This is a genomic window from Fluoribacter gormanii (assembly GCF_900156395.1).
Classification (GTDB): Bacteria; Pseudomonadota; Gammaproteobacteria; order Legionellales; family Legionellaceae; genus Legionella; species Legionella gormanii.
The window spans coordinates 119812-142661 of record NZ_FTNL01000004.1; the positions used below are offsets into that span (position 1 = coordinate 119812).

The window sequence follows — 22850 nt, forward strand, 5'->3', positions numbered from 1 at the left end:
TTTTTCAGTTATATTTTGTACAAAATATTTTAGATCAGGTTATAATTGTCTCTTTTTTTATTGATGAATAATAGTGTCAAACATTTTGTTATCACCTTTATCTATTGCCCCCATGATTGACTGGACTTACAGTCATTTTAGGGTTTTTATGCGTATTTTGGCTCCACATGCACTTCTTTATACCGAAATGCAAACTACTGGGGCGATCCAAAATAATCCAGTACGCTGTTTGCAATTTAATGATAGAGAACATCCAATAGCACTTCAACTTGGAGGTTCAGACCCCAAAGCGTTAGCTCAATGTGCTCAATACGCAGAGCAAGAGGGATATGACGAGGTGAATATTAATCTGGGTTGTCCAAGTGATAAAGTACAGGCAGGACGTTTTGGTGCGTGTTTAATGAGAGAACCAAAACAAGTGGTGGCTTGCATCCAAGCCATGCTACAAGAGGCTACTATACCTGTTACCGCTAAAACCAGAATAGGTATAGATCAACAAGACAGTTATGAGTTTTTTAGTGATTTTGTACATCAATTGCTTGAAGCTGGGGTGCAAAAAGTTATTGTACATGCTCGCAAGGCTTGGCTAAATGGTTTAAACCCCAAACAAAATCGAACAATACCGCCGATTAACTATGAATATGTGTATCGGCTTAAGAAAGAACTACCCGAGATTCCGGTGGTGATTAATGGTAATATATCAAAAATAGAAGAGATCAATAGCCATCTGCAATATGTTGAGGGAGTAATGCTCGGTCGTTTAGCATGTGACAACCCTTTTCAAATAGCCCAAATACATCAAGTACTTTACCCAGAAACTCAAACAAGCACACGCAGCCAAGTATTTAATTGTTATTTGGATTATCTGTATGGAGAATATAATAAAGGAATCTCCCTAAGCTTACTGATTAAGCCGGTATTTAATTTGGCTTTTGGATTACCGGGTGCAAGTCAATGGAAAAGAAAACTGATGCTGATCTTGCAGACTAGAAATATTTCTTTGTTTCGAGATTTAGGTGAGTATTTACAAGAGATCGAGTTGCATGCAGAGACTTTATAAAGTGAAGCTAGATTGCATTATCATGATAAATTGAGATATATACATTATTTCCCATTCGAAATATTGTATAATATGAAAAGGAATTGTGGAAAATCATATCGTGGTTGTCTGTTTCGTCAGAAACTTTTCTCATCACTAAGCTATATCATGAAGATTCTCTTAAATTATAAGGTATTCATGGTATTTTTCCCCAAATTTTAGTACATTAACAAATTTGTTATTTGAAATCTCCAGAGGATTATTTAGGCCATGCTGAATACGTTGATTAAGAAAATGTTTGGAAGCCGAAATGAGCGTACATTGCGGCGTATGGAAAAGGCAGTAATGGCAATCAATGCATTTGAACCGCAAATGAAAGCATTGACTGATGCTGAGTTGGCTGCAAAAACCCAACATTTTAAAGCACGTTTTGCAGAGGGTGAAAGTCTTGATGAAATGTTGGCAGAGGCTTTTGCTACAGTAAGAGAAGCATCCGTACGGACCTTAGGTTTGCGCCATTTTGATGTGCAATTAATTGGTGGAATGGTGTTGCATGAAGGTAATATTGCTGAAATGCGCACAGGGGAAGGTAAAACATTGGTCGCAACTTTGCCCACATATTTGAATGCAATTACAGGCCGTGGTGTACATGTTGTTACTGTGAATGATTATCTTGCTAAACGCGACAGTCAATGGATGAAACCTATATTCGAGTTTTTGGGGTTAACTGTGGGTGTTATTTATCCAGATATGTCCCATTCAGCAAAACAAGAAGCTTATCGTTGCGATATCGTTTATGGAACGAACAATGAATACGGTTTTGATTATTTACGCGATAATATGGCCTTTAGTCTTGAAGACAAGGTACAACGAGAGTTGAATTTTGCCGTAGTGGATGAAGTAGACTCTATTCTTATTGACGAGGCACGTACACCTCTAATTATTTCGGGTGCTGCTGAAGATAGTTCCGAACTTTACATTAAAATTAATACATTGATTCCTCATTTGAAGAAACAAGAGGAAGAGGGTGGTGAAGGGGATTATACTGTCGATGAAAAGCAAAAGCAGGCACATCTTACTGAGATAGGACATCAACACATAGAAGAGTTACTGGTTAAAGCAAAACTTCTGGATCAGGGGGAAAGCTTATATCATGCTAGCAACATTATGTTAATGCATCACGTGAATGCAGCATTAAAGGCTCATGCTATGTTTCATCGCGATGTGGATTATATCGTGAAGGATGGACAAGTTATTATTGTTGACGAGCATACTGGTCGCACAATGCCCGGTCGGCGATGGTCTGAAGGTTTACATCAGGCCGTTGAAGCTAAAGAAGGTGTTTCGATTCAAAATGAAAATCAAACTCTTGCTTCAATTACATTCCAAAATTTTTTCCGTATGTATAATAAATTGTCTGGTATGACTGGAACAGCGGACACAGAAGCTTATGAACTACAGCAAATTTATAATCTTGATGTAGTTGTAATTCCAACCAATAAACCTATGGTACGAAAAGACGAGCCTGATCTGGTTTATTTAACTCAAAAAGATAAATTTGAAGCAGTTATAGCGGACATCCGTGAGTGTATTGCTCGCAAACAACCTGTGCTTGTGGGTACTGTTTCTATTGAGGCGTCTGAGTTTTTAAGTCAAATTCTTAAAAAAGAAAATATTAAGCATCAAGTACTTAATGCTAAATTCCATGAAAAGGAAGCACAAATTATTGCTGAAGCAGGTCGGCCAGGTGCAGTAACTATTGCTACAAATATGGCTGGACGAGGAACGGACATTGTTCTGGGTGGAAGCTTGTCTGCTGATTTAGCGCAATTACCTGAAAGCGCAAGCACTGAAGAAATCGATGCTGCAAAGCAGTTATGGCAGAAACGTCATGATGAAGTAATTGCGGCAGGTGGATTGAGAATTATAGGTTCAGAGCGACATGAATCACGTCGAATTGACAATCAGTTGCGTGGACGTTCAGGCCGTCAGGGTGATGTGGGAAGCAGTCGTTTCTACTTATCTCTTGAAGATAATTTAATGCGAATATTTGCTTCAGAGCGTGTTGCGTCGATGATGCGTCGTTTGGGAATGAAGCCTGGAGAGCCGATTGAACATAGTTTAGTAACCAAAGCAATTGAGAATGCCCAACGGAAACTTGAGGGGCATCATTTTGATGTTAGGAAGCAGTTGTTGGATTATGACAATGTGGCAAATGATCAAAGGCAGGTTATTTATACACAACGTGCCTCAATCATGGCTATGACCGATACTGAAGAAGCGGTCAATATAATGAGAGAGGAAGTCATATCAAATCTTGTTGATACTTACATTCCTCCACAAAGTCTGGAAGATCAATGGGATCCAAAATCTTTGAGTGATGTGCTGGCTGATGAGTTCAAACTGAAGGCTCCTGTGCTTGAATGGATTGAAGAAGATCATCATATTCAGCCAGAGCAAATCAAAGATAAAATTCTTGATATTTCAGCAAAAAAATATGATGAAAAAGTAAAACAGGCTGGTAGAGCTACGATGTCTCAGTTTGAAAAATCAGTGATTTTGCAAACTTTAGATAATCAATGGCGTGAACACTTAGCTGTAATGGATCAATTACGTCAAGGAATTCATTTGCGCGGCTATGCACAGAAAGATCCAAAGCAGGAGTATAAAAAAGAAGCTTTCACCTTATTTACTACCATGCTTGATAATTTAAAGTATGATGTAATTCGTTTAATTTCTTCAGTTGAAATTCAAACTGAAGAAGATGTTAACGCAGTTGAAGAGCAACGACGTGCTGAGCAAGTGAGTAAGATGAGCTTACAACACGGCAATTATGTTGATGAAAATGAGGAAGAGACGACTCAAACATACAGAAGACATGAAAAGAAAATCGGTCGAAATGATCCTTGTCCATGTGGTTCGGGTAAAAAATATAAAACATGTCATGGAAGCTTGGCGTGAGCATTGAAGTTGCTGTAGCGGTTATTGTTAATGAACAGCAGCGTATCTTGATTACCCAACGTCCTTTTAATGTTCCTCATGGAGGATGTTGGGAGTTTCCTGGCGGTAAATTAGAGGCTGGTGAGCCTCCAGGAACAGCACTGATTCGAGAAATCAAAGAAGAAGTAGGTTTAGATATTTTACAATACAAATTATTGAGTGAAATTAACCATCAATACTCTGATAAAGAAGTAAAATTAATTATTTTTCTTGTCGAACAATTTTCTGGTACTCCTTCATGTCTGGAAGGGCAGTTGGATATGAAATGGGTTTATCAGCATGAACTAAATCCCAAACATTTTCCTGAAGCAAATCACAAAGTAATTGCAATGATACAGAATTATTTATGCTGTAGAGAATCTATATCATAGAGGCGGGATAAATATTCCTTGGGATTTGTCGATAGAACCTTCACTCATTAGCACGAACGTACACTTAAAATCTCTGCACGAACAGAGTGAGAGAGCTCGAACAGCCTGCGCTGAATTTTAAACGGACGGCACTAAGTAGGAGCTCCCTTTTGCTCAACGACTTAGGATGTCATGGTAGATGAGGTTGTCGTAGCCCACATTATTAATAGTCATTAGTTAAAATCAATATATAGTGGAGCATGGTCTGACACTTCGTCACTCAGTACAGAAAATTCATTAACAATGATATCTGGGGAAGCCAGAATATAATCTGCAAATTTTTCTTCTTTTTTGTAATAGCTAGTTCTTGTTGAGCTGACATTGTTAATTTTTATTAAATTATTCATCTTACGCTCAAGAATATGCATGCTTTTCGTGTCAGGTCTTAAGTTAAAGTCTCCACATAATATTTTAGGTGTATTAATGGTATCCATAAAATGTCGAATACGTTGTGACTGATTGATTCGCTCCGGAGTATCATTTTTACCTTGTCCATTCCAGAGACCATGAACATTAAGTATGGAGTAGATTTTTTTATCTACTTCACATTCGACCCATTGCAAGTTTCTAGGATGATTTGCTCCTATTCCTGGATAATGTTGTTTTTGATGAATAGTTATATCTCCCTCTCCTAATATATCGATATTATTTTTCAATAACATTGCAATTCCATAAATGTTTTCCACCGCGGGTTTAAAAATGGCAAAATGATTAGGAAGGAGTTGCTGCAGATCAGAAAAAATATTCAGACTAAGTTCTCTATCTTCTTCGGTTACCGTACGATGAGCGTTGTAATATACTTCCTGAAAGCAAAAAATATCAACATTTCGATGTATATTTATAAAGTCTAATAAAGGCTTGCGTATGCGGCCTCCCCATAAATTTAAGGTAATTAATTTCATTGATTATTGAATTCCTTTTTCCCTATTCGAAACATTTTTACACAAAAAGCTTGGGTTTCTATCAGCTGGTATAGAGATACATCTAGATCACATGATATCCTTTGACTTCCTTAGATATGTAGCATGTAAATCATTTACTGCTTTAGTTAATTCGTCAATCTTCATGTGGTTATTAATTACATCATCTGCATTTTCCAGGCGAATATTAATATCAGGTTGAACAGATAAAATTGCTTGGGCTTGTTCCATACTGCATTGATCCCGTTGCATTAATCGAGCTATTTGTATTTCCTTTGTTGTACAGACAAGTAAAATTCGATTGATATAAGGGTACGCTTGTTTCGTAATTAGCAAAGGGATTTCTACCATACAATAAGGTGTAGTGCAGGTTTCAACCCGTCTTTTTATTTCTTGCCGGATAAGTGGATGTAGGAGGCGCTCAAGCCAGTCTCGCTCTTTATGATTAGAAAATATTATTTCTCTTAGTTTGCTACGATCTAACTCCTTATCTTGCTTTAGAACTGTATGACCGTAATGTTCTAAAATTTTTTTATAAGCGAGTTCATTTTTTTGGGTTAGCTCTCTTGATATTTTATCGGCATAAATTACATCAATACCTAGATTCGAAAAAAGTTCAGCAACAGTGGTTTTTCCACTCGCTATATCGCCTGTTAGTCCAACACAATAAACCATATTCTTTAAATCTCATTTTTATTAATACATGTTACTACATTAATGTAACATGTATGAGGGACGGGGCTTTTGTGTTTGCAATATGCTTGGGCAGCTAATGCTGCATCATCACGATTAGGATAATGATTACTATTCCATCTCATGGCTTCTCTATCAAAAGCAGTACATTGCCACATGGGAGTTACATTTGCACCATGGATAAATCTGACGCAACTGGCATTAGATGTTTTGCACGTAGCGGGTTTGTTGCTATTTTTTTTACATTCTGAGTAAGAAAGATTTAAAGCTATTTTTTGGTAAGTACTTTGGGACGTCCATTTTGTCTGGGTTACATCGTGAGTTGAACATTGCCAATAATTACCTTCGGTGTTTATTGGTTCTGCAAAACTTGAAACTGAAACACCTAAAACAAGAAAAAAACAACATCCTATATACTTATTCATTTTTTTTCTCCTTGAAGCAGTTCGATTAATTGTTCTACATGCAAGGCCTTAGAAAAATACCAGCCCTGTATAAGTCGAACCTCGTTTTGTAATAGATAATCTAGTTGTTCTTTTGTTTCTACTCCTTCTGCAATAATAGTTAAATTAATGCTTTTTGCTAATTGAATAATTGCATCGTTTAATGATTCTGCAACAGCTTTTGTCCCAATAGCATGAATGAACAATTTGTCGATTTTAAGAAAATTGAAAGGATAATGTTGTAAATAACTGATACTCGAATGTCCCGTTCCATAATCGTCTATAGCTAATGAATACCCTATATTTCTGAGCTCATTTAATCTGTTGAAATATATTTCATTATTCATATCAAGTAAATTACGCTCTGTAATTTCAAATAATATTTGTTTAGGCGAAATAGCATACTGGAGCATTAGCGTATAAAACTGAGGAAAAAATTGATTATCAGTAAAATGTAGCGCACAAATATTAAATGCTAGATGAAAATCAGGTTGGGTTTCTAAGATATTTTTAGCTTCTTTAAACGCTATTTCAATAATTTGCAAGGTAATGGGGACTATTAAGCCAGTATCTTCAGCTTCCTCGATAAACAGATCAGGCATTATTATTTCATTTCCATGATCTTGCCATCTTAATAAAACCTCTGCTCCAGAATAGGTATTACATTGTGTGTCAAATAATGGTTGATAAACAGGGTAAAATTGTCCACTTTTAATAGCCTGTTTTATCGCACCGTGTAAGGAATAATATTTATTAAATTTATTTTTAATCAAAAAATATAAGGAAATTGAAAATACTAAAATATCAAGAATTAGCAGGATTTGATTATATAATAGGTTGTTAATTAAAGTTTGATCAGGTCCTTCCACAGTTAGCACAACACCATCAATGCTGTTTAATTTTGCACTAGCAAATATTCTGTCTGTAATAATGGGTAATTTATCTATCCAGGAATTGCTTGTAGGCTTTCTAATCTGGATAATTTCTTTTTTCTGATTCACATCGTATAACGTTGTTGTATGTATCCCGCTTTCTGGATTATTCAATTCTTTTTGAAGTACTGGAGCCAAGACAATCATTTCTACGTTCCGGATACCTATTTTTTTGGGGATCACATAGATGGGCTCAATAAACATAGATGTTTTTAGCGGCCCCATAATTGACAGACTGATATCATGATTTAGATTGAATGTTTGATTTTGTGGTAATGTGGAACATGTAATATGATGCTTTTGGTCATGAATTGCTAATCCAGAGATTTGAGGGTGATTGATTACGATGTGTTGTAAATAAGGGTCAAAATCATCCTTACAATTTAGGTTATTCTGCTGGTATACAGGGATTTTGTATATATTTTGAAAAACGTTATTGATAAAACGATCAATATTGTGAGCTCTATTATTGGTTACGTCTTTAATAAAATTAAAAGAATTTGCAGCATTGTGACGCCAATTAATATAAGAGAACGACACAAGCAAAGCAACGGTGAACAATATCCAGAAAAATTTGAATCGCTTGTAGACAATAAATGCCATGTTTCTGAATATTGTTCGCATGATTTACGGCGTTACATAGGCTCTCTTTATAGAGTTTAGTGTTATTTCGGCTAATTTCCCAATTACTTCATGATTCGTGTTTAATGGAGGAAGCCAGTAAAGGGTTTTACCTATAGGTCTTATTAAAGCGCCATGATTTAGTGCTTGCTGATAAACCTTATTTCCTATTCGATGATCTTCCCTATCTTCGAGATCTGCTGCAACAACGGCTCCAATTCCTCGAACATTATTTAATTTACCAGAGAGTTTGGCTACTTCTGTTAAGGCTGCAAACATATACTCACCCAGATTCTGAGCCTGTTCGATTATTTTTTCTTCACGCATGGCACGTATGGTTGCTAATGCGGCGCTGACTGCGAGTGCATTTCCACTATATGTATGTGAATGTAAGAATGATTTCCCACTATCATAATCTGCATAAAATAGATCAAAGATGGAGTTATCGATCATTACGCAGCTTAGAGGAATAGATCCGGACGTTAATCCTTTGGATAAACAAATAAGATCAGGTTCAACATCCGCGTGGTGTGAAGCTAACCATTTACCTGTTCGACCCATTCCAGTCATTATTTCATCGGCAATAAGATAAATATTGTTTCTTTTAGCCCAGGACGATAATCTTTTAAGAAAGTCGGGGCTGTAACACAACATTCCACCGGCACCTTGAACTAAGGGTTCTACGACTATGGCACAGACTTTATTGCTTATTGCTTCTAATTTCTTTTCTACAATTGACCAATAGGCATCACAATTGTTCCATAATAAATCCTCTTTGCCTGAAATATAAGGAATATCTTCAACATAATGGCAGGTAAGGCTAAATGATCTATATGGCGCTTTATAAAGACCTAAATCACTGATGCTCATTGTACCTAGTGTTTCTCCATGATATCCATTCTGAAGTGCAATAAACTGATTTTTATCTGTATAACCTTTGATTTGATTGGCATGGATTGCTAGTTTCATCGCAATTTCAACAGCACTGGAGCCATCGCTCGCGAAGAAAACATGTTGCTTTTTAGTAATTTGAGCTAACTCTTCTGCTAACGCTACAAGTTGTGGGTTTGTAGTATTTGCAGTAATGACATGTTCAAATTGATCCAATTGGTCCTTTATTGCAGCAATAACGGCAGGATGGCCATGGCCCAAAGACTTACACCACCAACTCGAGATAGCATCGATAAGAGGGCCTTTATTGGTATAGAGATAACTACCGTGAGCTTTTTCAATAAACAAGGGAGGGCATGTTTCAAAATCTTTCATTTGCGTGCAAGGATGCCAAAAATGCTTTAAATCTCTACTAATTAATTGATTTATGTTGACCATTTTGAAAATTTTGGTTGACAAGATGAGACGGAACTTTATCATGTCTGTTATCTAAATAAAATGAGAACTATACAAAATGTAGCGAAGTTAGACTTTCGCATCATTTAATATCCTTGATTAGGAGGAACCTGTTGTGACTCAAGTTAAGAAGCACTGGTCTGTTTCTGAAATTACAGCTCTATATGAACAACCATTTAATGATCTTTTACATCAAGCGCATGCGGTACATAGAGAATATCACCAACCTAATTCACTACAATTTGCTACATTATTAAGTATTAAAACAGGAGCTTGTCCCGAGGACTGTGGTTATTGTTCTCAAAGTGGACATCATAAAACTCATGTTGAAAAAGAAAAGTTAATGTCGGTTGATGATGTATTAAAAGCTGCTCAGGAAGCAAAAGAAGGTGGGGCCAAACGGTTTTGTATGGGGGCAGCTTGGCGTTGTCCGCCTGATAAGGTCATGGGTGAATTACAAGAAATGATTAAGGGAGTTAAGTCACTGGGACTAGAAACCTGTATGACCCTAGGCATGTTGAATCAAGAGCAGGCTGCCAGTTTAAAGGAAGCTGGTTTAGATTATTATAATCACAACATTGATACTTCTCCTTCTTATTATGAGAAAGTAGTTACAACACGTAAATTCAGTGACCGTCTGGATACATTAAATAATGTTCGATCGGCCGGAATTAATGTGTGTTGCGGCGGAATTTTGGGCTTGGGTGAAACACGCGAAGATCGAATTGAATTTTTATTAACTTTAGCAAATATGGAAACACCTCCTGAAAGTGTTCCAATTAATCGTTTAATACCTGTAGAGGGAACTCCTCTTGCAAAAGCGCAACCAGTAGAAGGTATCGAGTTAGTTCGTACAATCGCTACCGCCAGAATATTAATGCCGCAAAGTGTTATTCGACTGACAGCAGGAAGGACGGAAATGAGCGATGAATTACAGGCACTTTGTTTCTTTGCGGGTGCGAATTCAGTATTTCTTGGTGATAAGTTACTAACTGAAGAGAATCCACAACGTACTAAAGACAAGACTCTTTTTAATAAACTTGGTTTAACTGAGATTGTTTAAATGCCTCTAAGTCATAAGATTAGGGATTATACTAATCGGCTGGCTCAGGATGGTTTATTAAGAACTAGATTCGTGTCAGCTGAGGATTCGTCGTTAATTCATTTTGACAGCAATGATTATTTATCACTGGCAAGGGATAAACGGATATCTGAAGGATACCAACGAGGATATGCTCTGTACCCAAGTGGTAGCGGGGCTTCGATGGTGCTAAGTGGTTATCACCCCAATCATCGAGCTGTTGAAGAAGCATTTGCTAATTTATTGGCTGTAGACGACTGCATTTTATTTTCCTCAGGATATGCAGCAAATCTTGCAGTAACTGCATTACTTGGAAGGTTAAAAGTTCACTGTTTCATTGATAAAGAAATTCATGCCTCAATTTATGATGGCTTAGCATTATCCCAGGTAAACTATACGCGTTATTTGCATAATAATTTAGATGATTTAAGTCGTAAATTTACCTTAAATTTTAAGAGCTCCGCTTTAATCACTGAAGGTATTTTTAGCATGAGTGGCCAATTAGCTCCCTTGCTAAAATTATCTTCTCTTTGTATTGCAAATCAAGGTGCACTCTTAGTTGATGAAGCGCATTCGTTTGGGATTCTAGGCAATCAAGGAAGGGGGGCAACAGCCTATCATGGGTTAACTCAAAATGAAGTTCCATTGCGAATTATTCCTTTAGGAAAAGCTTATGCGGCTCAAGGCGCCCTTGTTGCAGGAAAAGCAGACTGGATCTATGCATTATTACAAGCGGGTCGATCCATTATTTATTCAACTGCAGTTAGCCCTGCTTTAAGTTATGGCTTACTAAATACATTGGAATTTGTCGTCAATGCGGAAGATAGGCGCTCGAAATTAGCGCAACTAATAACTTTATTTAGATCCTATGCAAAACAATCACCTTTAAATTGGACTGATTCTATTAGTCCAATTCAGCAACTTCAATTAGGATGTCCACATTTAGCTTTGCATTATGCTCGCGAGTTGAAGAAACAGGGGATAAGCTGCTGTGCTATTAGAAAGCCCACCGTGAGTGTCAAAGCCTCAGGATTACGAGTCATTTTGAACTACAATCATACTCCCGAACAGATTCGTGAGTTATTTAAACAGATAAGTGTACTATATGAACATAAGCATCCATAGTTATGGAGAAGGATACCCTCTTGTTTTTTTTCATGGATGGGGATTCGATAGCCAGGTCTGGTCACCATTAATACCTAAGCTGTTAGATTTTCAACTGATATTCGTTGATTTGCCAGGATTTGGTCATTCCCAAATGATGGATTGGGATGTATTTAAAACCAATTTAATTAACCAATTACCTGAAAAATTTGCATTAATAGGTTGGTCTATGGGGGGATTATATGCAATGCGTTTGGCAGTAGAGGAACCGGAAAGGGTAGATTATCTTATTAATGTGACCTCATCCCCTCGATTTTTATATACCGATCTATGGCCAGGTGTTTCTCAAGAAGTTTTTAAAAAATTTTTTAAAAAATTATCAAATGATCCACATACTACATTAAAAGAATTTTTAGAGCTCAATGGATTAAAATCTAATGATGGGTTACACCATCTGCCTCAAAAATTGCCATCTCCAGAAGGATTAGAATCTGGTCTTAAGATTTTAGAAACATGGGATTTGCGTGTAAAATTAAAGCAGTTTAACAAGCCTACCTGTTTTATATTTGGCCGACTTGATCCGATTGTCCCGATTAAAACAATGAATTCCATGCAATTAGACTATCCTGATGCGCATTACACCTTATTCAAGCGAGCTGCCCACATGCCATTTTTATCACATGCAGACTTATTTATTGACGAAGTAAGAGGGTTTATTAAATGAAGCATTTTTTTATCACAGGTACTGACACCGATTGTGGTAAAACCTATGTTACCGCACGTTTGGCAAATTATTTTTCATCATCAGCTGCAATTAAACCTGTAGCAAGTGGATGTATGGAAATAGAAGATAAACTGGTTAGTAGTGATGCACAATATTTACAAAAAAATAGTATCAGCTTGGATGTAATAAATCCTTGGCGATTTAAGACTCCTGTATCACCTCATATTGCTGCAGATCTCGAGGGCAGTTGCTTGTCTGTAACCCAAATTGCGGATTATTGTCTTAATCTGCAACTGGATGGTATTAAAACTTTGTTTATTGAAGGTGCTGGTGGATTGATGGTTCCATTAAATGATCATGAAACTTGGATTGATTTTTTGCAGATTACAAAGATACCGGTTATTTTAGTAGTTGGCATGAAATTAGGTTGTATTAATCATGCTTTGTTAACAGAAACGGCTTTGCATACACATAATATTCAATGTATAGGGTGGGTTGCCAATTGTATTGATCCTAATATGCAAGCCTTATCAGCTAATATCGATACATTAAGCCAAAAACTTACTTCTCCTCTTTTGGCAAGAGTGCCTTTTGCAGGCGAGCTTACTATGATCGGTTCCTTTCTTGATTAATTATAATATTATTGAGTTGGATATCGTTTTTTAATCCCCTACTTGTTGTTTCAATAACACTATTGTATGTTAATGAAGAATTTATTTAATGGAAAGGAAAACCATGTCTACACGAGATAAGTTGATACAATCAGTAATGACTGCTTTTTTTGTTCTTGTTGCAACTGGAAGTTCAGCAGCAGATAATAATGACACTTCAGCTGCAACTGAAAAATGCTATGGAATTGCTAAAAAAGGGATGAATGATTGCGCTACTGCAACTGCTTCATGTGCTTCTTCTGCTACCAAAGACAAGCAGAAAGATGCCTTTATTTTGCTACCTAAAGGACTCTGTGAACGAATTGTTGGTGGTAATCTCAAACCTGAGTAAAAATTTAATATATAATTGATTTAAACTGATATTAAAAATAAGGATATTTATTATGAAGCAAACTCTGGGACGCTCGCTATCATCATTGCTTATCGCAATTACTTTTTCTACTCCAATATTTGCTGCTTCTGAAACCTATACTTTGGATAAAAATCATACTTATGTCTTATGGAGTGCTGAACACTTGGGTTTTACAACTCAATATGGCAAATGGTATGCAACGGGACAGCTAGTTCTTGATAAAGACAATCCAAGTCAAAGTAAAGTTAATGTGACAATTGATGTTAAAGACATGATTACGGGTATTCCTGAGCTTGATAAACATCTAAAAAGTAATTTGTTTTTTGATGCCGAGCATTATCCTACAGCAACCTTTGTTAGCAATAAAGTAACGCCACAAGGTGATAATAAAGCAACCGTTGATGGTACGTTAACCCTACGCGGGGTGAGCAAGCCAGTGGTGTTGGAAGTTACCTTAAATAAAGAGGGAATGAATCCAATTAGTAATAAGATGTCTGTTGGTTTTACCGCCACAGGTTCTATAAATCGTTCTGATTTTGGTATCAATGCATTCTTGCCCGCTGTGAGCGATAAAGTAAATCTTTCTATTGGGGCCGAGGCATACCTGGATCAGAATAAAAAAGCAGATCAAGATAAAGATCAGGCACAAGGTAAAAAATAGGATATCTTATGCAAATCAAAAACAGCTCAACTCATTTTGGTATCATTGCGATAGTATTTCATTGGGTAATTGCTTTATTGATTATCGGGTTATTGGCACTTGGTTTGTATATGGTTTCTTTGCCCTGGAGTGCTCAAAGACTAAAATTTTATGGTTGGCATAAAGAGTATGGTTTTTTAGTCCTGTTTTTAGCTATTTTAAGAATCATTTGGCGCTTAGCGAATGAAAGTCCTGAACTGGCTTTACCTTGGCTTGAAAAAATTGCCGCACGCAGCATGCACTGGGCGTTTTATGTATTTATGTTTGCTATGCCAATTACTGGGTGGTTAATTACTTCGGCAGCAGGGTTGCCTGCATCATTTTTTGGATTATTTACCTTACCTAATCTTATAGCGCCTGATGAGAGTAAGCGGATTTTATTTGAATGGATTCATGAGTGGTTAGGTTATGCTCTTATTGCGGCAATTTGTATGCATGTAGCTGCTGCTCTAAAACATCATTTTATTAATAAGGATGATATATTACGGAGAATGTTCCCATGAAAATGATTAAGTATTTATTCGTTTTTTTGTTTTTGAATAGTGTCAATGCTCATGCTGATGCTTTATCTGAATGGACACTTGTTCCCAATGAAAGCAGTATAAGTTTTACTGCAACACAAAATAATGCACCTGTTACGGGTACATTTAAAGAGTTTACGGCAAAAATAGTTGCTGACCCGAAAAATTATCAAAACAGCAGTGTGGATGTAGTTGTTAATATGAATTCACTAACAACTTCATATGCTGAAATTACATCAATATTACTCGGTTCAGACTGGTTTAATGCCAAAGAGTTTCCAAAGGCTGAGTTTAAATCGACCAAATTCACTAAAAAGGATGATAAAAATTATGAGGCCGTTGGGACATTAACCATAAAAAATAAATCCCTGCCAGTAACTCTTACTTTTACAGCTGTAGAGTCACCTAAAGATCATCTCGTTGTTGAAGGACATACTAACCTAAAACGATTAGATTTTGGAATTGGACAAGGTGATTGGTCGAGTACTAGTGAAATAAAAGATGAGGTAACGGTAAATTTTAAAGCGGTTGCTACGCATAAACAATAATCTCGTTCAATATCAAATTGAAGTTTGAGCTAACACTCATCAGACTCGAGACTTTAAAATGATGCCTCATTCAAGTTTACCATTAAGCAGTTAGTGTAAATTTGAGTGAGACGGCGTCATGGGCGCCTTCATTGATGCCAGTGATAACATTCTGGGACGTTTGGATATCAATTTGTTCCTTTTTAAAGAAACCATGGCCGTAACCGAAATCAACAGTGAGATGGTTCATCAAGCGATATCCCATGGAAAAACCAGTAACCAAACTGTCTCCGGGACCAATTTGAAATCTCCCATTCGATGGTGACTGATTATAAGTACCTGCTACCCGGACTACCCACTTTGGTGAAACTTGATAGATTGTCCCCAGGGTTAGAAGCCAACTGTTGTGAAAGTGATAATTAATGCGAGCCCGAGGGACAATAAATACTTGGGAGGCAACTTGAGTTGCAAAGTTATAAACAGAAACTTCTTTAAAGATATTCCATTGCAGGTATTGGACAGTACCTATAAAGCCTAATTTTTCATTGATAAAATGGCTTAAGGTCACTACACCTCGTGCTGGTGTCCAGTATTTAAAATGGTAATCATCTGAAGAAATGTACTGCGAACCAGTTATTGTACTACTACCCTGTAAATTATAGGTGACCGAACTGCGGTAATTAAAACCCAAGGCTGTTTTTTTACCTGGCTTAATTAATACCCCGAAATCACCGCCCAAACTGTTTGCTTGACTGTCATTCAAGCTTCTACTTTCAGGAATATTCAAACGGGATATGCCTGCTGCAATAGGCTCCTGGATGAGATGAGCATAGGTAAAATTAATGTTTCCCCCTATGGAAAGATATTGATTAATTTTAATCCCCAGAGCGGGAATAAAGTCAATATTATGCGTTTGATTGCGTGCAAGAATATAGCGAAGAATTGGTTGGTTATCCAATTCGCGATTAAAATCATTTGCAACGACAGCAAACCCCGCTACGAATCGTTCATTTATAGGGATGCCAAGATACATGGAAGGCAAGAAAAAATTGGATTTAGAAGTAGTTGAACCCGACTCGGTTCCTCCAAAAGGTATTTTTTGCGCACTCCCGCTAAACTCAAATTGTGCTCTTGCCAAGGTGCCTAGAAGGATAAGTTGTTGATGGGGTGAAATAGTTAATGCCGCCGGATTAAAGTAAACCGCTGTGGCATCCTTTACTACAGCAGTTCCAATTGTTTGTTCAATAAAAGAGGCATGTAATGGCGATCCTAAGAACAAAAAAACTATAATTAAGTACTTCATTATATTAATAAAGCTTGCCATAAACCTTGAAGCGAGAATGAGAACATCCTTCAAGTTGTAAAAGTATTTTTTCATATAGTCAAGAAAGTTTTATCTTGGAAGGTTAATCCAAAACCAACAACAAAAATATTTGAAGTAGTATATTAACAGCAATAACTCATGCCGAGCAGGTGATTATTGAACGATAAGCTAAAATCCAAAAAAGTCTAGTTAAATAAGGGGAAATGAAATCGATAAGCCAGGGGTAGGACTTGTGTGTTTGGATGTGGTCAGATCTATTAGACCACATCAGTTTTTTATTTGAGAGGTAGGGCTTATTCAAGTTGGCCACGCTCATCAGGGAAAAAAAAGTCGCATTTCTTCCAATTGTTCTTCAATAAATCCATTCATTGGAGTTGATCTGACAAATAGACTCATATCTTAATGTGAAAGGGTTATTTTCTTATTTCGGTCAATTTCAACTCCAAAGAATCCATCATACTCAAAGTCTTTCTAGTGGAGTGACTGACTTTAAGTGATTTGTTAGTTCAAGACCGTTTGCTACTTGTTAAACTGGACTACTTTACCCGCTTGGAAATCTTGGGTGTACACGTTATTTCTCAGGTAAACCATATTCAATAAATAACTCGAGGCAAGTCAACATAAAGAATGTCGATCCTCGAGCGATATTGAAGATTTAAATACCAGATATGAAGACAATTGATTTGCGCTCCAATAAAACCAAGTGGTTAAATATAGTACCAAATATGCAAGTGTCTCGGAGAGTAAGATGAAAATAAAGATGGACCAGAGTGTTCATTTAGCTAATGAAATTCAACAATATAGCCCACTAGATAATGCGCTTGAAAGCCATCATCAAGCCCCAGGTTATGGTGATGTACATTTACAGGGAAACAGGCCGTCCCAAGAGGACGGCGGTCTCTTTGTGAAACTGGATAGCGTTGTTGAATTAAGCCCAGCTCAGGTCGCCGAGCGGATGTGGACAACGCTTAAACACGTTGATGACCAAGTTAAACAGCTAGAGAATGAGCAGCCTGACTTAAAAAAACAAGGTACCACCGCTTGTATCGCCACTGTTCATCAGAATCACCTTATCACCGCGAATCTCGCTGATTCTGTACTCTTTGCGGTTATTTACAGCCCAGAAGGAAAGGTTATAGGCGCTAGCCGTGTTACACAAAATTTGCATAAACCTAACCAAAAGAGTGAGGAGCAACGAATTACCTCACAAGGTGGGCGTGTATTTTTTAATCGGGTTAACGGAAGGTTAGGGGTAGCAAGAGCTATTGGTGACCATCAGTATAATAATGATGGAGAGGTAATTAGTTCAGATGCTTCACTAGGCGTTTTCTCGCTGGATGAGATGCAGAACTCTTTGAATCCTGAAGGGCTTCCAGTTGGCAAAATGCAACTCATCATGACTTGTGATGGTTTTACTGAACCTGCTAATTGTGGTAATGTTGAACATCATGACTATTTGAGCCGCTGTCTGGCCGCTGTCAACGATGGCCAACCAGGAAATCTGTCAGAGTCTAAGCTTGCAAGAGCGCTAGCTGAAAAAGCAATCGCAGATGACTCAGGGGATAACGTTTCTGTTTCAGTAATGACCTACAATCCTCAAAATACAAACACAAGTTATTTTGCTATTTTTGATGGCCATGGCGGTCAAGGCGTTGTAAATGCCGTCGTGCAGAATTTTGCTAAAGACTTTAATCAGCAACTTGCGATGACTGAACATGCTTATCAACAACAAGCTCAATCAGTGCAGAATAAACAAGCGAATTTTATACGCGATAATGAAGCAATTTTCAAAATGCTAGCAGAAGCACCAGCGGTTCAGAGTCAAACTGCGACAACCACAGCTGCACCAATGGTTCAAAGTCAAGCGACTACCACCACAACAATGGCTCCTGTGCATGATACGCTAGCAAAACGTAAAGCGATTGAAAGCAAAGCTGCAACATTGTTAGCTGCTGGTCAAGCAGACAAAATTATTTTCAAAAATAAAAACTACATTGCTAATAATCCTGAGCATAATGAGATACAGGAATTGGAGCTAGTGCAATATGTATTTTCTAACGCTGAGAAGCAATTAGCCTTCAAAACGCTGATTGAACAAAGTAGCGGTTCTGTTCTTTTCTGTGGTCAAGGATATCAGAATCCGTACATAGTTGAATTACAGCCCGAAGTGGTCGAGAATTTAGCTTTGCCTAAAAAGAATTCTGTTGCTACAAGAAAAGAAATAGAGCAGAAAGCGAGCACGATACAAGGTTTCAGCAAGGCGACAAAGGTTATTTTCAAAAATAAAAATTACATTGCTGGAAATCATGAGCATAACCAAAAGCAACCTTTACATGTGGTGCAATTTGCCTTTGCTAATCAAGAAGAGCAAGAAAAGTTCAAAGTGTTGGTCGAACATCATAGCCAAACAAAGGTGGCCTATTCCGGTGACGGCGAGGTAACCCCCAATATTGTTGAACTGTTCCCAGAGGTTGTTGCAACAATGGATATCGCAGTTTTCAAACCTACTGCGCCTAAGGTTGTTGCCGACAAGGTTGAGCAGGTAATTGCTCATAATAAAGGCATCACCAATTCACAAGCTGAGTTGCAACAGCTTAAGAAACTGCTGAATTTATCCGACGATTTTACCATCGGTGAAGCAATTGATGACGGCGGTTGCTTTTTTGATAGTCTGGCACAAACCTTAAATCAGTTATATGGCACAGATATCTATAGCGAAGACTACCTGAGATTGTTGTGTCAAGAATACTTTTTCGCTAACAAGGAAGAAGTCAATACCTTGAATAAGGCTGATAATGGCCTTGAACTGGGTGATGACTATGCCTTTGTTAAATATAGCAAGGCACAATTAGATGCTGCATTCTATGGTAGATCGCCCATCTGGGGTAGACCCTCTGTTGAAGGCAAAATCCTTTGTCATAAATTAAATTTAAAGGCAATTTATGTAGTTGAGTTAATTATCGATCCTGATAGTGGCTCATTAATTCCTGCTGTCTTTAAGGCGACTAAAAACGGCTATACACAATTGGATGTTTTACCTCAGAATGTAATTGGTAAGGAGCCCGTACTGCTTGTTCATCAAGACAAATTGCATTTTGTTCCTCTGTTATCTCAAGTGAAGCCTGGCCATGAGAAAGACAAAGATAAAGTGTTGCCAAAAAGCCCTGTTGTGCAAGCCACAGCCACTGATACAACTACAGTTGCTTCTCAAAAGAATGTTTATGATTTACAAATCAGTCGTCATCCAAGGGATAGCAAAAAAGTATTAGTTAAAGCCAGCCTGACGCCAAAACTCGAGAGAAAACCACAACATGTTGTTTTTGTTCTTGATAGAAGCCATAGCATGGATAGTGGTGGGGCTATTGAATTAGTTAAAGAAGCGACCAAACAGCTGGTTCGTAAGGCATTACATCCTGATGATAGTTTCAGCATCATTGTTTATGACAAAAACCCTGAAGTGCTTGTTCCTAAAACAAAACAGAGTGAAGCAAAGTCTGCCTTGGAAAAAATAAGCAAGATACGTACGGGAGGTGGAACTGAAATACAAAAAGGCTTGGCTCTTATAGGTCAGGGCGGCTCTTACCCTGTTCAGGTCGATGATGTTGCCAATACAAGCATCATTTTATTGACAGATGGTGACAATGGTACAAAGATAATGCCTGAAAATGAGGTTAGGCTACTAAAGCAACGTTTAGGTTCAAACACTGCTCCGGTTATCGTTCCTATCGGAGTTGGTCGCCACTATGCCCCGCAATTCCTCTCCAAGTTTGGCAAATTAACCGGCCTCGACACGACAATCCATATTAGCGACGGGAATACGATGGCTGCTGGCTTTAATACGGCGGCGAAATTTATTGGTCCTCATCTTGCAGAGAGTGTTAAGTTAAAGCTAAGTGTGACCGCTGATAAAACTGTCTCTGAACAAGCGATGGATTTAGGTATCTTATTCGCAGACCAGCCAGGGAATTACGTTTTTGAATTAGATCTTATTCCTGATGAGGTGAATGTTGCTTTAACCAGTACCCTTGATAACAAGCAGCTGAGCACAATACAAAATCTATCAGAGGTTGCTAGGGTAGATAGGGATGTTGTTGCGCTGTATGCGAATCAATTACTGCTTCAGAGGGATAATGTGCCTTTTGAGCCTTGGGATACCTATATTGCCCGCAAAGAACAAAGGGCTGTAGAACTTGAAAGGGATATTCTGCCATTACTCTCACCAGCCTTTGCTTCCGATAGTGACTTGGTAAAGCGTGTTCGCTCAAATCTGATAACAATTATCAAGTCGCTCTATGGAGTTCTTGAGGATGATAATGAAGCTAAAGAGGCCAAAAGTAGTACCTCTACTACGCAGGTATCGTCCGGTGCATTCGAAGAGTTTGTGAAATTTGGACTTACAGGTTTGCATCAGTATAACGCTGAGACCAAAAGCCTAAGCCTAGGAGGACATGAGCTTCGATTAGCAGGTTCCGACATCGATTATGTGACGTGTAAAAATCGTTATCTAATTTCTTTTAGTGCTTCCTTTAATAAATCTCAAGCGGTTATTCTTGATCAAGACAGTCCTGTGATTAAAACGGAATTTAAGAACCTGGAGGGTACGATTAATGCAATGGTAACCACCCAGGGCAAATTAGAGGCTGTTGCACAGCAAGTTAAAGGTATTTTTACAAGTACAGAAGTTAAACATTGGTATGACAACCAACAATTTTCTCTTGAGCTTGGCGGTAACCTTATTGATTGTATTCCTTTTGAGGAGTATATACAAAGTGGGGCAGGTGAGTCTCGACATAAGGCTTTGTTATCTAGTCAGTTTGTTGCCAATTTAGTCAGGAAACATCATCTAGCTAATGGTACTGTTCGTCAATTTTTCGGGCTTTCCGAGGATGGAAAAACAGCTTATTCCTGGGTTAGTTATCATCCTAAAGGATCTAATAGTCTTTTTATTATTGACCCTTCCAGTCAACCGGCTGTCTATGATTTAAACAGCCGAGAGGCCGTTTTAAAAGCTCGTAAGGATTATGCTGCACGGGGTCTTGCAGGTATACTTGATGGTTGTTTGGCTACTTATAAGCTCCTAAAACTTGAGGATCAAGAGCCGATCTCTGACAACCTGCTTGGCCGCATTACTGACGAACAAGTGTTCCTCGATAAAGGCTATGTGGATCCTATAAGCTTAGAAGTTATGGCTAAGCCTGTAAGAATCAAAGGTCAGCCTGAACAGCAGATCTTCGATGAAGCGTCGATTAAAGCCTGGTTTGCTACCTGTGGTGTTAATCCCATCAACCCATTGACAAGACAGCCCTGTTCGATGGAGCTTGTTCCTGCTATTAATGTGAGGGATAAAATCATTCTTGAAATTCAAGCACAAAACGATTCGATTCCCACTGAAAAAGTCATCGAGATGTATGAAAGCCGAAAACAAAAACGATCTCGAGCGCTTGCTAATGGCCTTTATGCCTTAAACTGTGCAATGGCCAATGGCATTGAGTATAGTTCGGATGATCTGAGCTTTGGGAAGGATAGCGATGCAAAGGCAGAGGAATTGCCTTTATTCATTAAACCCGATATAACGGCAATTTATAATAAATTCGGCGGAGTTCGTTCTTCTATTGGAGCTGCCTCAATGATGCTGGTAAATCCTGGCCATGAGGTTCCTACTAGTGACGAAATTCCTTTTGTACAGTTGGGTTATTCTGATGCAGGCGAAGTAGAGTTACAGTTATCTTTTAGGAATGAAAAAGATGCTCGTGCCTTATTAAACCTGTTGCATGCTCAGGAGTTGTATGGAGCCACTCTGGGGATGGCTTCTATCAATCATCCTGAATACGGCGTGTTTCATGCGACAGTGGTGCTTAAAGCCGAGGAAATTAGATCTTATCTTGAAGAGCTCTGTGGTTTACCCAACCATGAAACGGCGTTTCTATTCCGCGTTTGTTGCTTCGGTGGCTATTACTGTCAACAGTACCTCGACACTGCTGAATTGGATGGACTTGAAGCAACATTAATAGGCTTTCAAAAAAGTAAAGCAGAGAGTTCGCTCGGTATTATTAGCTCGAACTTGCAAGCATTATTCTTAGCTCCGCCAAAGGTTAGTGCTGAAGCACAACAGAGTGTTGCTGATGCACTACTGACTATTATTCAACAGGTAAGATATAATAAAGAAACAGCAAGATATGAGCGCCTGGTGAGTGAAAAGCCAATTCTTGAAGTATTAAAGTCTGACTCTACCCTCAAAACGGCCGTAAAAGATTATATGGATTTAATCACACTCCTTGTTTCTAGCAGTCAATATGTCCTCGTTAGTGCGCCAACGATGGCTGTCTAATCTTAAAACAACTGAAATCCCGCAGCTTAAATGCGGGATTTCCTATTTTCCTGTCATTACTCCTGATGATAGGACCCTATTGTAAACAGACCCTGGCAAAATTAACTATACTT

18 protein-coding genes are annotated in these 22850 nt (G+C 38.0%); 12 read left to right on the forward strand and 6 right to left on the reverse strand.

All coding sequences use genetic code 11. The features are described from left to right. Positions 1–73 precede the first annotated feature (73 nt). From dusA to mutT, 3 genes are all read left to right on the forward strand, one after another. Positions 74–1060, forward strand: coding sequence for a tRNA dihydrouridine(20/20a) synthase DusA (gene dusA, locus BW930_RS04165; RefSeq protein ID WP_076547481.1), 987 nt, complete (start codon positions 74–76; stop codon positions 1058–1060). Between the two features lie 249 nt (positions 1061–1309). After that, the gene (gene secA, locus BW930_RS04170; RefSeq protein WP_058469538.1) at positions 1310–4000 is read left to right on the forward strand and encodes a preprotein translocase subunit SecA; all 2691 of its coding nucleotides are present in this window, start codon (positions 1310–1312) and stop codon (positions 3998–4000) included. After that, on the forward strand, positions 3997–4410 hold the full coding sequence (gene mutT, locus BW930_RS04175) for an 8-oxo-dGTP diphosphatase MutT (RefSeq protein WP_058469539.1): 414 nt from the start codon (positions 3997–3999) through the stop codon (positions 4408–4410). The genes secA and mutT overlap by 4 nt, the downstream gene beginning before the upstream one ends. Positions 4411–4622: 212 nt before the next feature. Here mutT and BW930_RS04180 read toward each other — a convergent pair whose 3' ends face one another. The 5 genes from BW930_RS04180 to bioA all read right to left on the reverse strand — a co-directional run bounded on the left by BW930_RS04180 (position 4623) and on the right by bioA (position 9387). Then, a complete protein-coding gene (locus BW930_RS04180; RefSeq protein WP_058469540.1) occupies positions 4623–5351 on the reverse strand; it encodes an endonuclease/exonuclease/phosphatase family protein in 729 nt (242 codons plus the stop codon). A gap of 87 nt (positions 5352–5438) precedes the next feature. Further along, entirely contained in the window at positions 5439–6044 is a 606-nt protein-coding gene (coaE, locus tag BW930_RS04185) for a dephospho-CoA kinase (RefSeq protein WP_058469541.1), read from the reverse strand. A 5-nt stretch (positions 6045–6049) separates the two neighbouring features. Further along, complete coding sequence (locus tag BW930_RS04190; protein ID WP_058469542.1) at positions 6050–6487, reverse strand: hypothetical protein; 438 nt, start codon at positions 6485–6487, stop codon at positions 6050–6052. After that, entirely contained in the window at positions 6484–8040 is a 1557-nt protein-coding gene (locus BW930_RS04195) for an EAL domain-containing protein (RefSeq protein WP_238587918.1), read from the reverse strand. Before BW930_RS04195 ends, BW930_RS04190 begins: the two co-directional genes overlap by 4 nt. 24 nt (positions 8041–8064) lie before the next feature. Beyond that, positions 8065–9387, reverse strand: coding sequence for an adenosylmethionine--8-amino-7-oxononanoate transaminase (gene bioA / locus BW930_RS04200; RefSeq protein ID WP_058469597.1), 1323 nt, complete (start codon positions 9385–9387; stop codon positions 8065–8067). Positions 9388–9520: 133 nt separating this feature from the next. Between bioA and bioB the strand changes: the two genes are divergently transcribed. The 8 genes from bioB to BW930_RS04240 all read left to right on the forward strand — a co-directional run bounded on the left by bioB (position 9521) and on the right by BW930_RS04240 (position 15106). Next, a complete protein-coding gene (gene bioB / locus BW930_RS04205) occupies positions 9521–10468 on the forward strand; it encodes a biotin synthase BioB (RefSeq protein ID WP_058469544.1) in 948 nt (315 codons plus the stop codon). Continuing rightward, on the forward strand, positions 10469–11611 hold the full coding sequence (locus tag BW930_RS04210; RefSeq protein ID WP_058469545.1) for an aminotransferase class I/II-fold pyridoxal phosphate-dependent enzyme: 1143 nt from the start codon (positions 10469–10471) through the stop codon (positions 11609–11611). After that, positions 11592–12314 carry an alpha/beta fold hydrolase gene (locus tag BW930_RS04215; protein WP_058469546.1) on the forward strand — a complete coding sequence of 241 codons (723 nt, stop codon included), beginning with the start codon at positions 11592–11594 and terminating at the stop codon, positions 12312–12314. Before BW930_RS04210 ends, BW930_RS04215 begins: the two co-directional genes overlap by 20 nt. Beyond that, entirely contained in the window at positions 12311–12946 is a 636-nt protein-coding gene (gene bioD, locus BW930_RS04220) for a dethiobiotin synthase (protein ID WP_058469547.1), read from the forward strand. Before BW930_RS04215 ends, bioD begins: the two co-directional genes overlap by 4 nt. Positions 12947–13049: 103 nt before the next feature. Then, positions 13050–13316 carry a BufA1 family periplasmic bufferin-type metallophore gene (locus tag BW930_RS04225; protein WP_058469548.1) on the forward strand — a complete coding sequence of 89 codons (267 nt, stop codon included), beginning with the start codon at positions 13050–13052 and terminating at the stop codon, positions 13314–13316. A 52-nt stretch (positions 13317–13368) separates the two neighbouring features. Further along, positions 13369–13998: a YceI family protein gene (locus tag BW930_RS04230; protein ID WP_058469549.1), complete on the forward strand. Its 630-nt coding sequence runs from the start codon at positions 13369–13371 to the stop codon at positions 13996–13998. 8 nt (positions 13999–14006) lie between these two features. Then, positions 14007–14540 (forward strand): cytochrome b, encoded by a 534-nt coding sequence (locus BW930_RS04235; RefSeq protein ID WP_058469550.1) that lies wholly within the window; start codon positions 14007–14009, stop codon positions 14538–14540. Next, positions 14537–15106 (forward strand): YceI family protein, encoded by a 570-nt coding sequence (locus BW930_RS04240; protein ID WP_058469551.1) that lies wholly within the window; start codon positions 14537–14539, stop codon positions 15104–15106. Before BW930_RS04235 ends, BW930_RS04240 begins: the two co-directional genes overlap by 4 nt. 82 nt (positions 15107–15188) lie before the next feature. On the opposite strand, the gene BW930_RS04245 is transcribed toward BW930_RS04240, so the two are convergent. After that, positions 15189–16388, reverse strand: a complete 1200-nt coding sequence (locus tag BW930_RS04245) for an OmpP1/FadL family transporter (RefSeq protein WP_058469598.1) — start codon at positions 16386–16388, stop codon at positions 15189–15191. A gap of 769 nt (positions 16389–17157) precedes the next feature. Between BW930_RS04245 and BW930_RS04250 the strand changes: the two genes are divergently transcribed. Continuing rightward, positions 17158–22737, forward strand: a complete 5580-nt coding sequence (locus BW930_RS04250) for a VWA domain-containing protein (RefSeq protein WP_058469552.1) — start codon at positions 17158–17160, stop codon at positions 22735–22737. The last annotated feature ends 113 nt before the right edge of the window (positions 22738–22850 follow it).

Excerpts from the sequence above, each read along its gene's own strand:
- secA (WP_058469538.1), top strand. The coding sequence starts at position 1,310 with ATGCTGAATACGTTGATTAAGAAAATGTTTGGAAGCCGAAATGAGCGT.
- BW930_RS04180 (WP_058469540.1), bottom strand. The coding sequence starts at position 5,351 with ATGAAATTAATTACCTTAAATTTATGGGGAGGCCGCATACGCAAGCCT.
- coaE (WP_058469541.1), bottom strand. The coding sequence starts at position 6,044 with ATGGTTTATTGTGTTGGACTAACAGGCGATATAGCGAGTGGAAAAACC.
- BW930_RS04190 (WP_058469542.1), bottom strand. The coding sequence starts at position 6,487 with ATGAATAAGTATATAGGATGTTGTTTTTTTCTTGTTTTAGGTGTTTCA.
- BW930_RS04195 (WP_238587918.1), bottom strand. The coding sequence starts at position 8,040 with ATGGCATTTATTGTCTACAAGCGATTCAAATTTTTCTGGATATTGTTC.
- bioA (WP_058469597.1), bottom strand. The coding sequence starts at position 9,387 with ATGGTCAACATAAATCAATTAATTAGTAGAGATTTAAAGCATTTTTGG.
- BW930_RS04210 (WP_058469545.1), top strand. The coding sequence starts at position 10,469 with ATGCCTCTAAGTCATAAGATTAGGGATTATACTAATCGGCTGGCTCAG.
- BW930_RS04215 (WP_058469546.1), top strand. The coding sequence starts at position 11,592 with ATGAACATAAGCATCCATAGTTATGGAGAAGGATACCCTCTTGTTTTT.
- bioD (WP_058469547.1), top strand. The coding sequence starts at position 12,311 with ATGAAGCATTTTTTTATCACAGGTACTGACACCGATTGTGGTAAAACC.
- BW930_RS04225 (WP_058469548.1), top strand. The coding sequence starts at position 13,050 with ATGTCTACACGAGATAAGTTGATACAATCAGTAATGACTGCTTTTTTT.
- BW930_RS04230 (WP_058469549.1), top strand. The coding sequence starts at position 13,369 with ATGAAGCAAACTCTGGGACGCTCGCTATCATCATTGCTTATCGCAATT.
- BW930_RS04235 (WP_058469550.1), top strand. The coding sequence starts at position 14,007 with ATGCAAATCAAAAACAGCTCAACTCATTTTGGTATCATTGCGATAGTA.
- BW930_RS04240 (WP_058469551.1), top strand. The coding sequence starts at position 14,537 with ATGAAAATGATTAAGTATTTATTCGTTTTTTTGTTTTTGAATAGTGTC.
- BW930_RS04245 (WP_058469598.1), bottom strand. The coding sequence starts at position 16,388 with ATGAAGTACTTAATTATAGTTTTTTTGTTCTTAGGATCGCCATTACAT.
- BW930_RS04250 (WP_058469552.1), top strand. The coding sequence starts at position 17,158 with ATGAAAATAAAGATGGACCAGAGTGTTCATTTAGCTAATGAAATTCAA.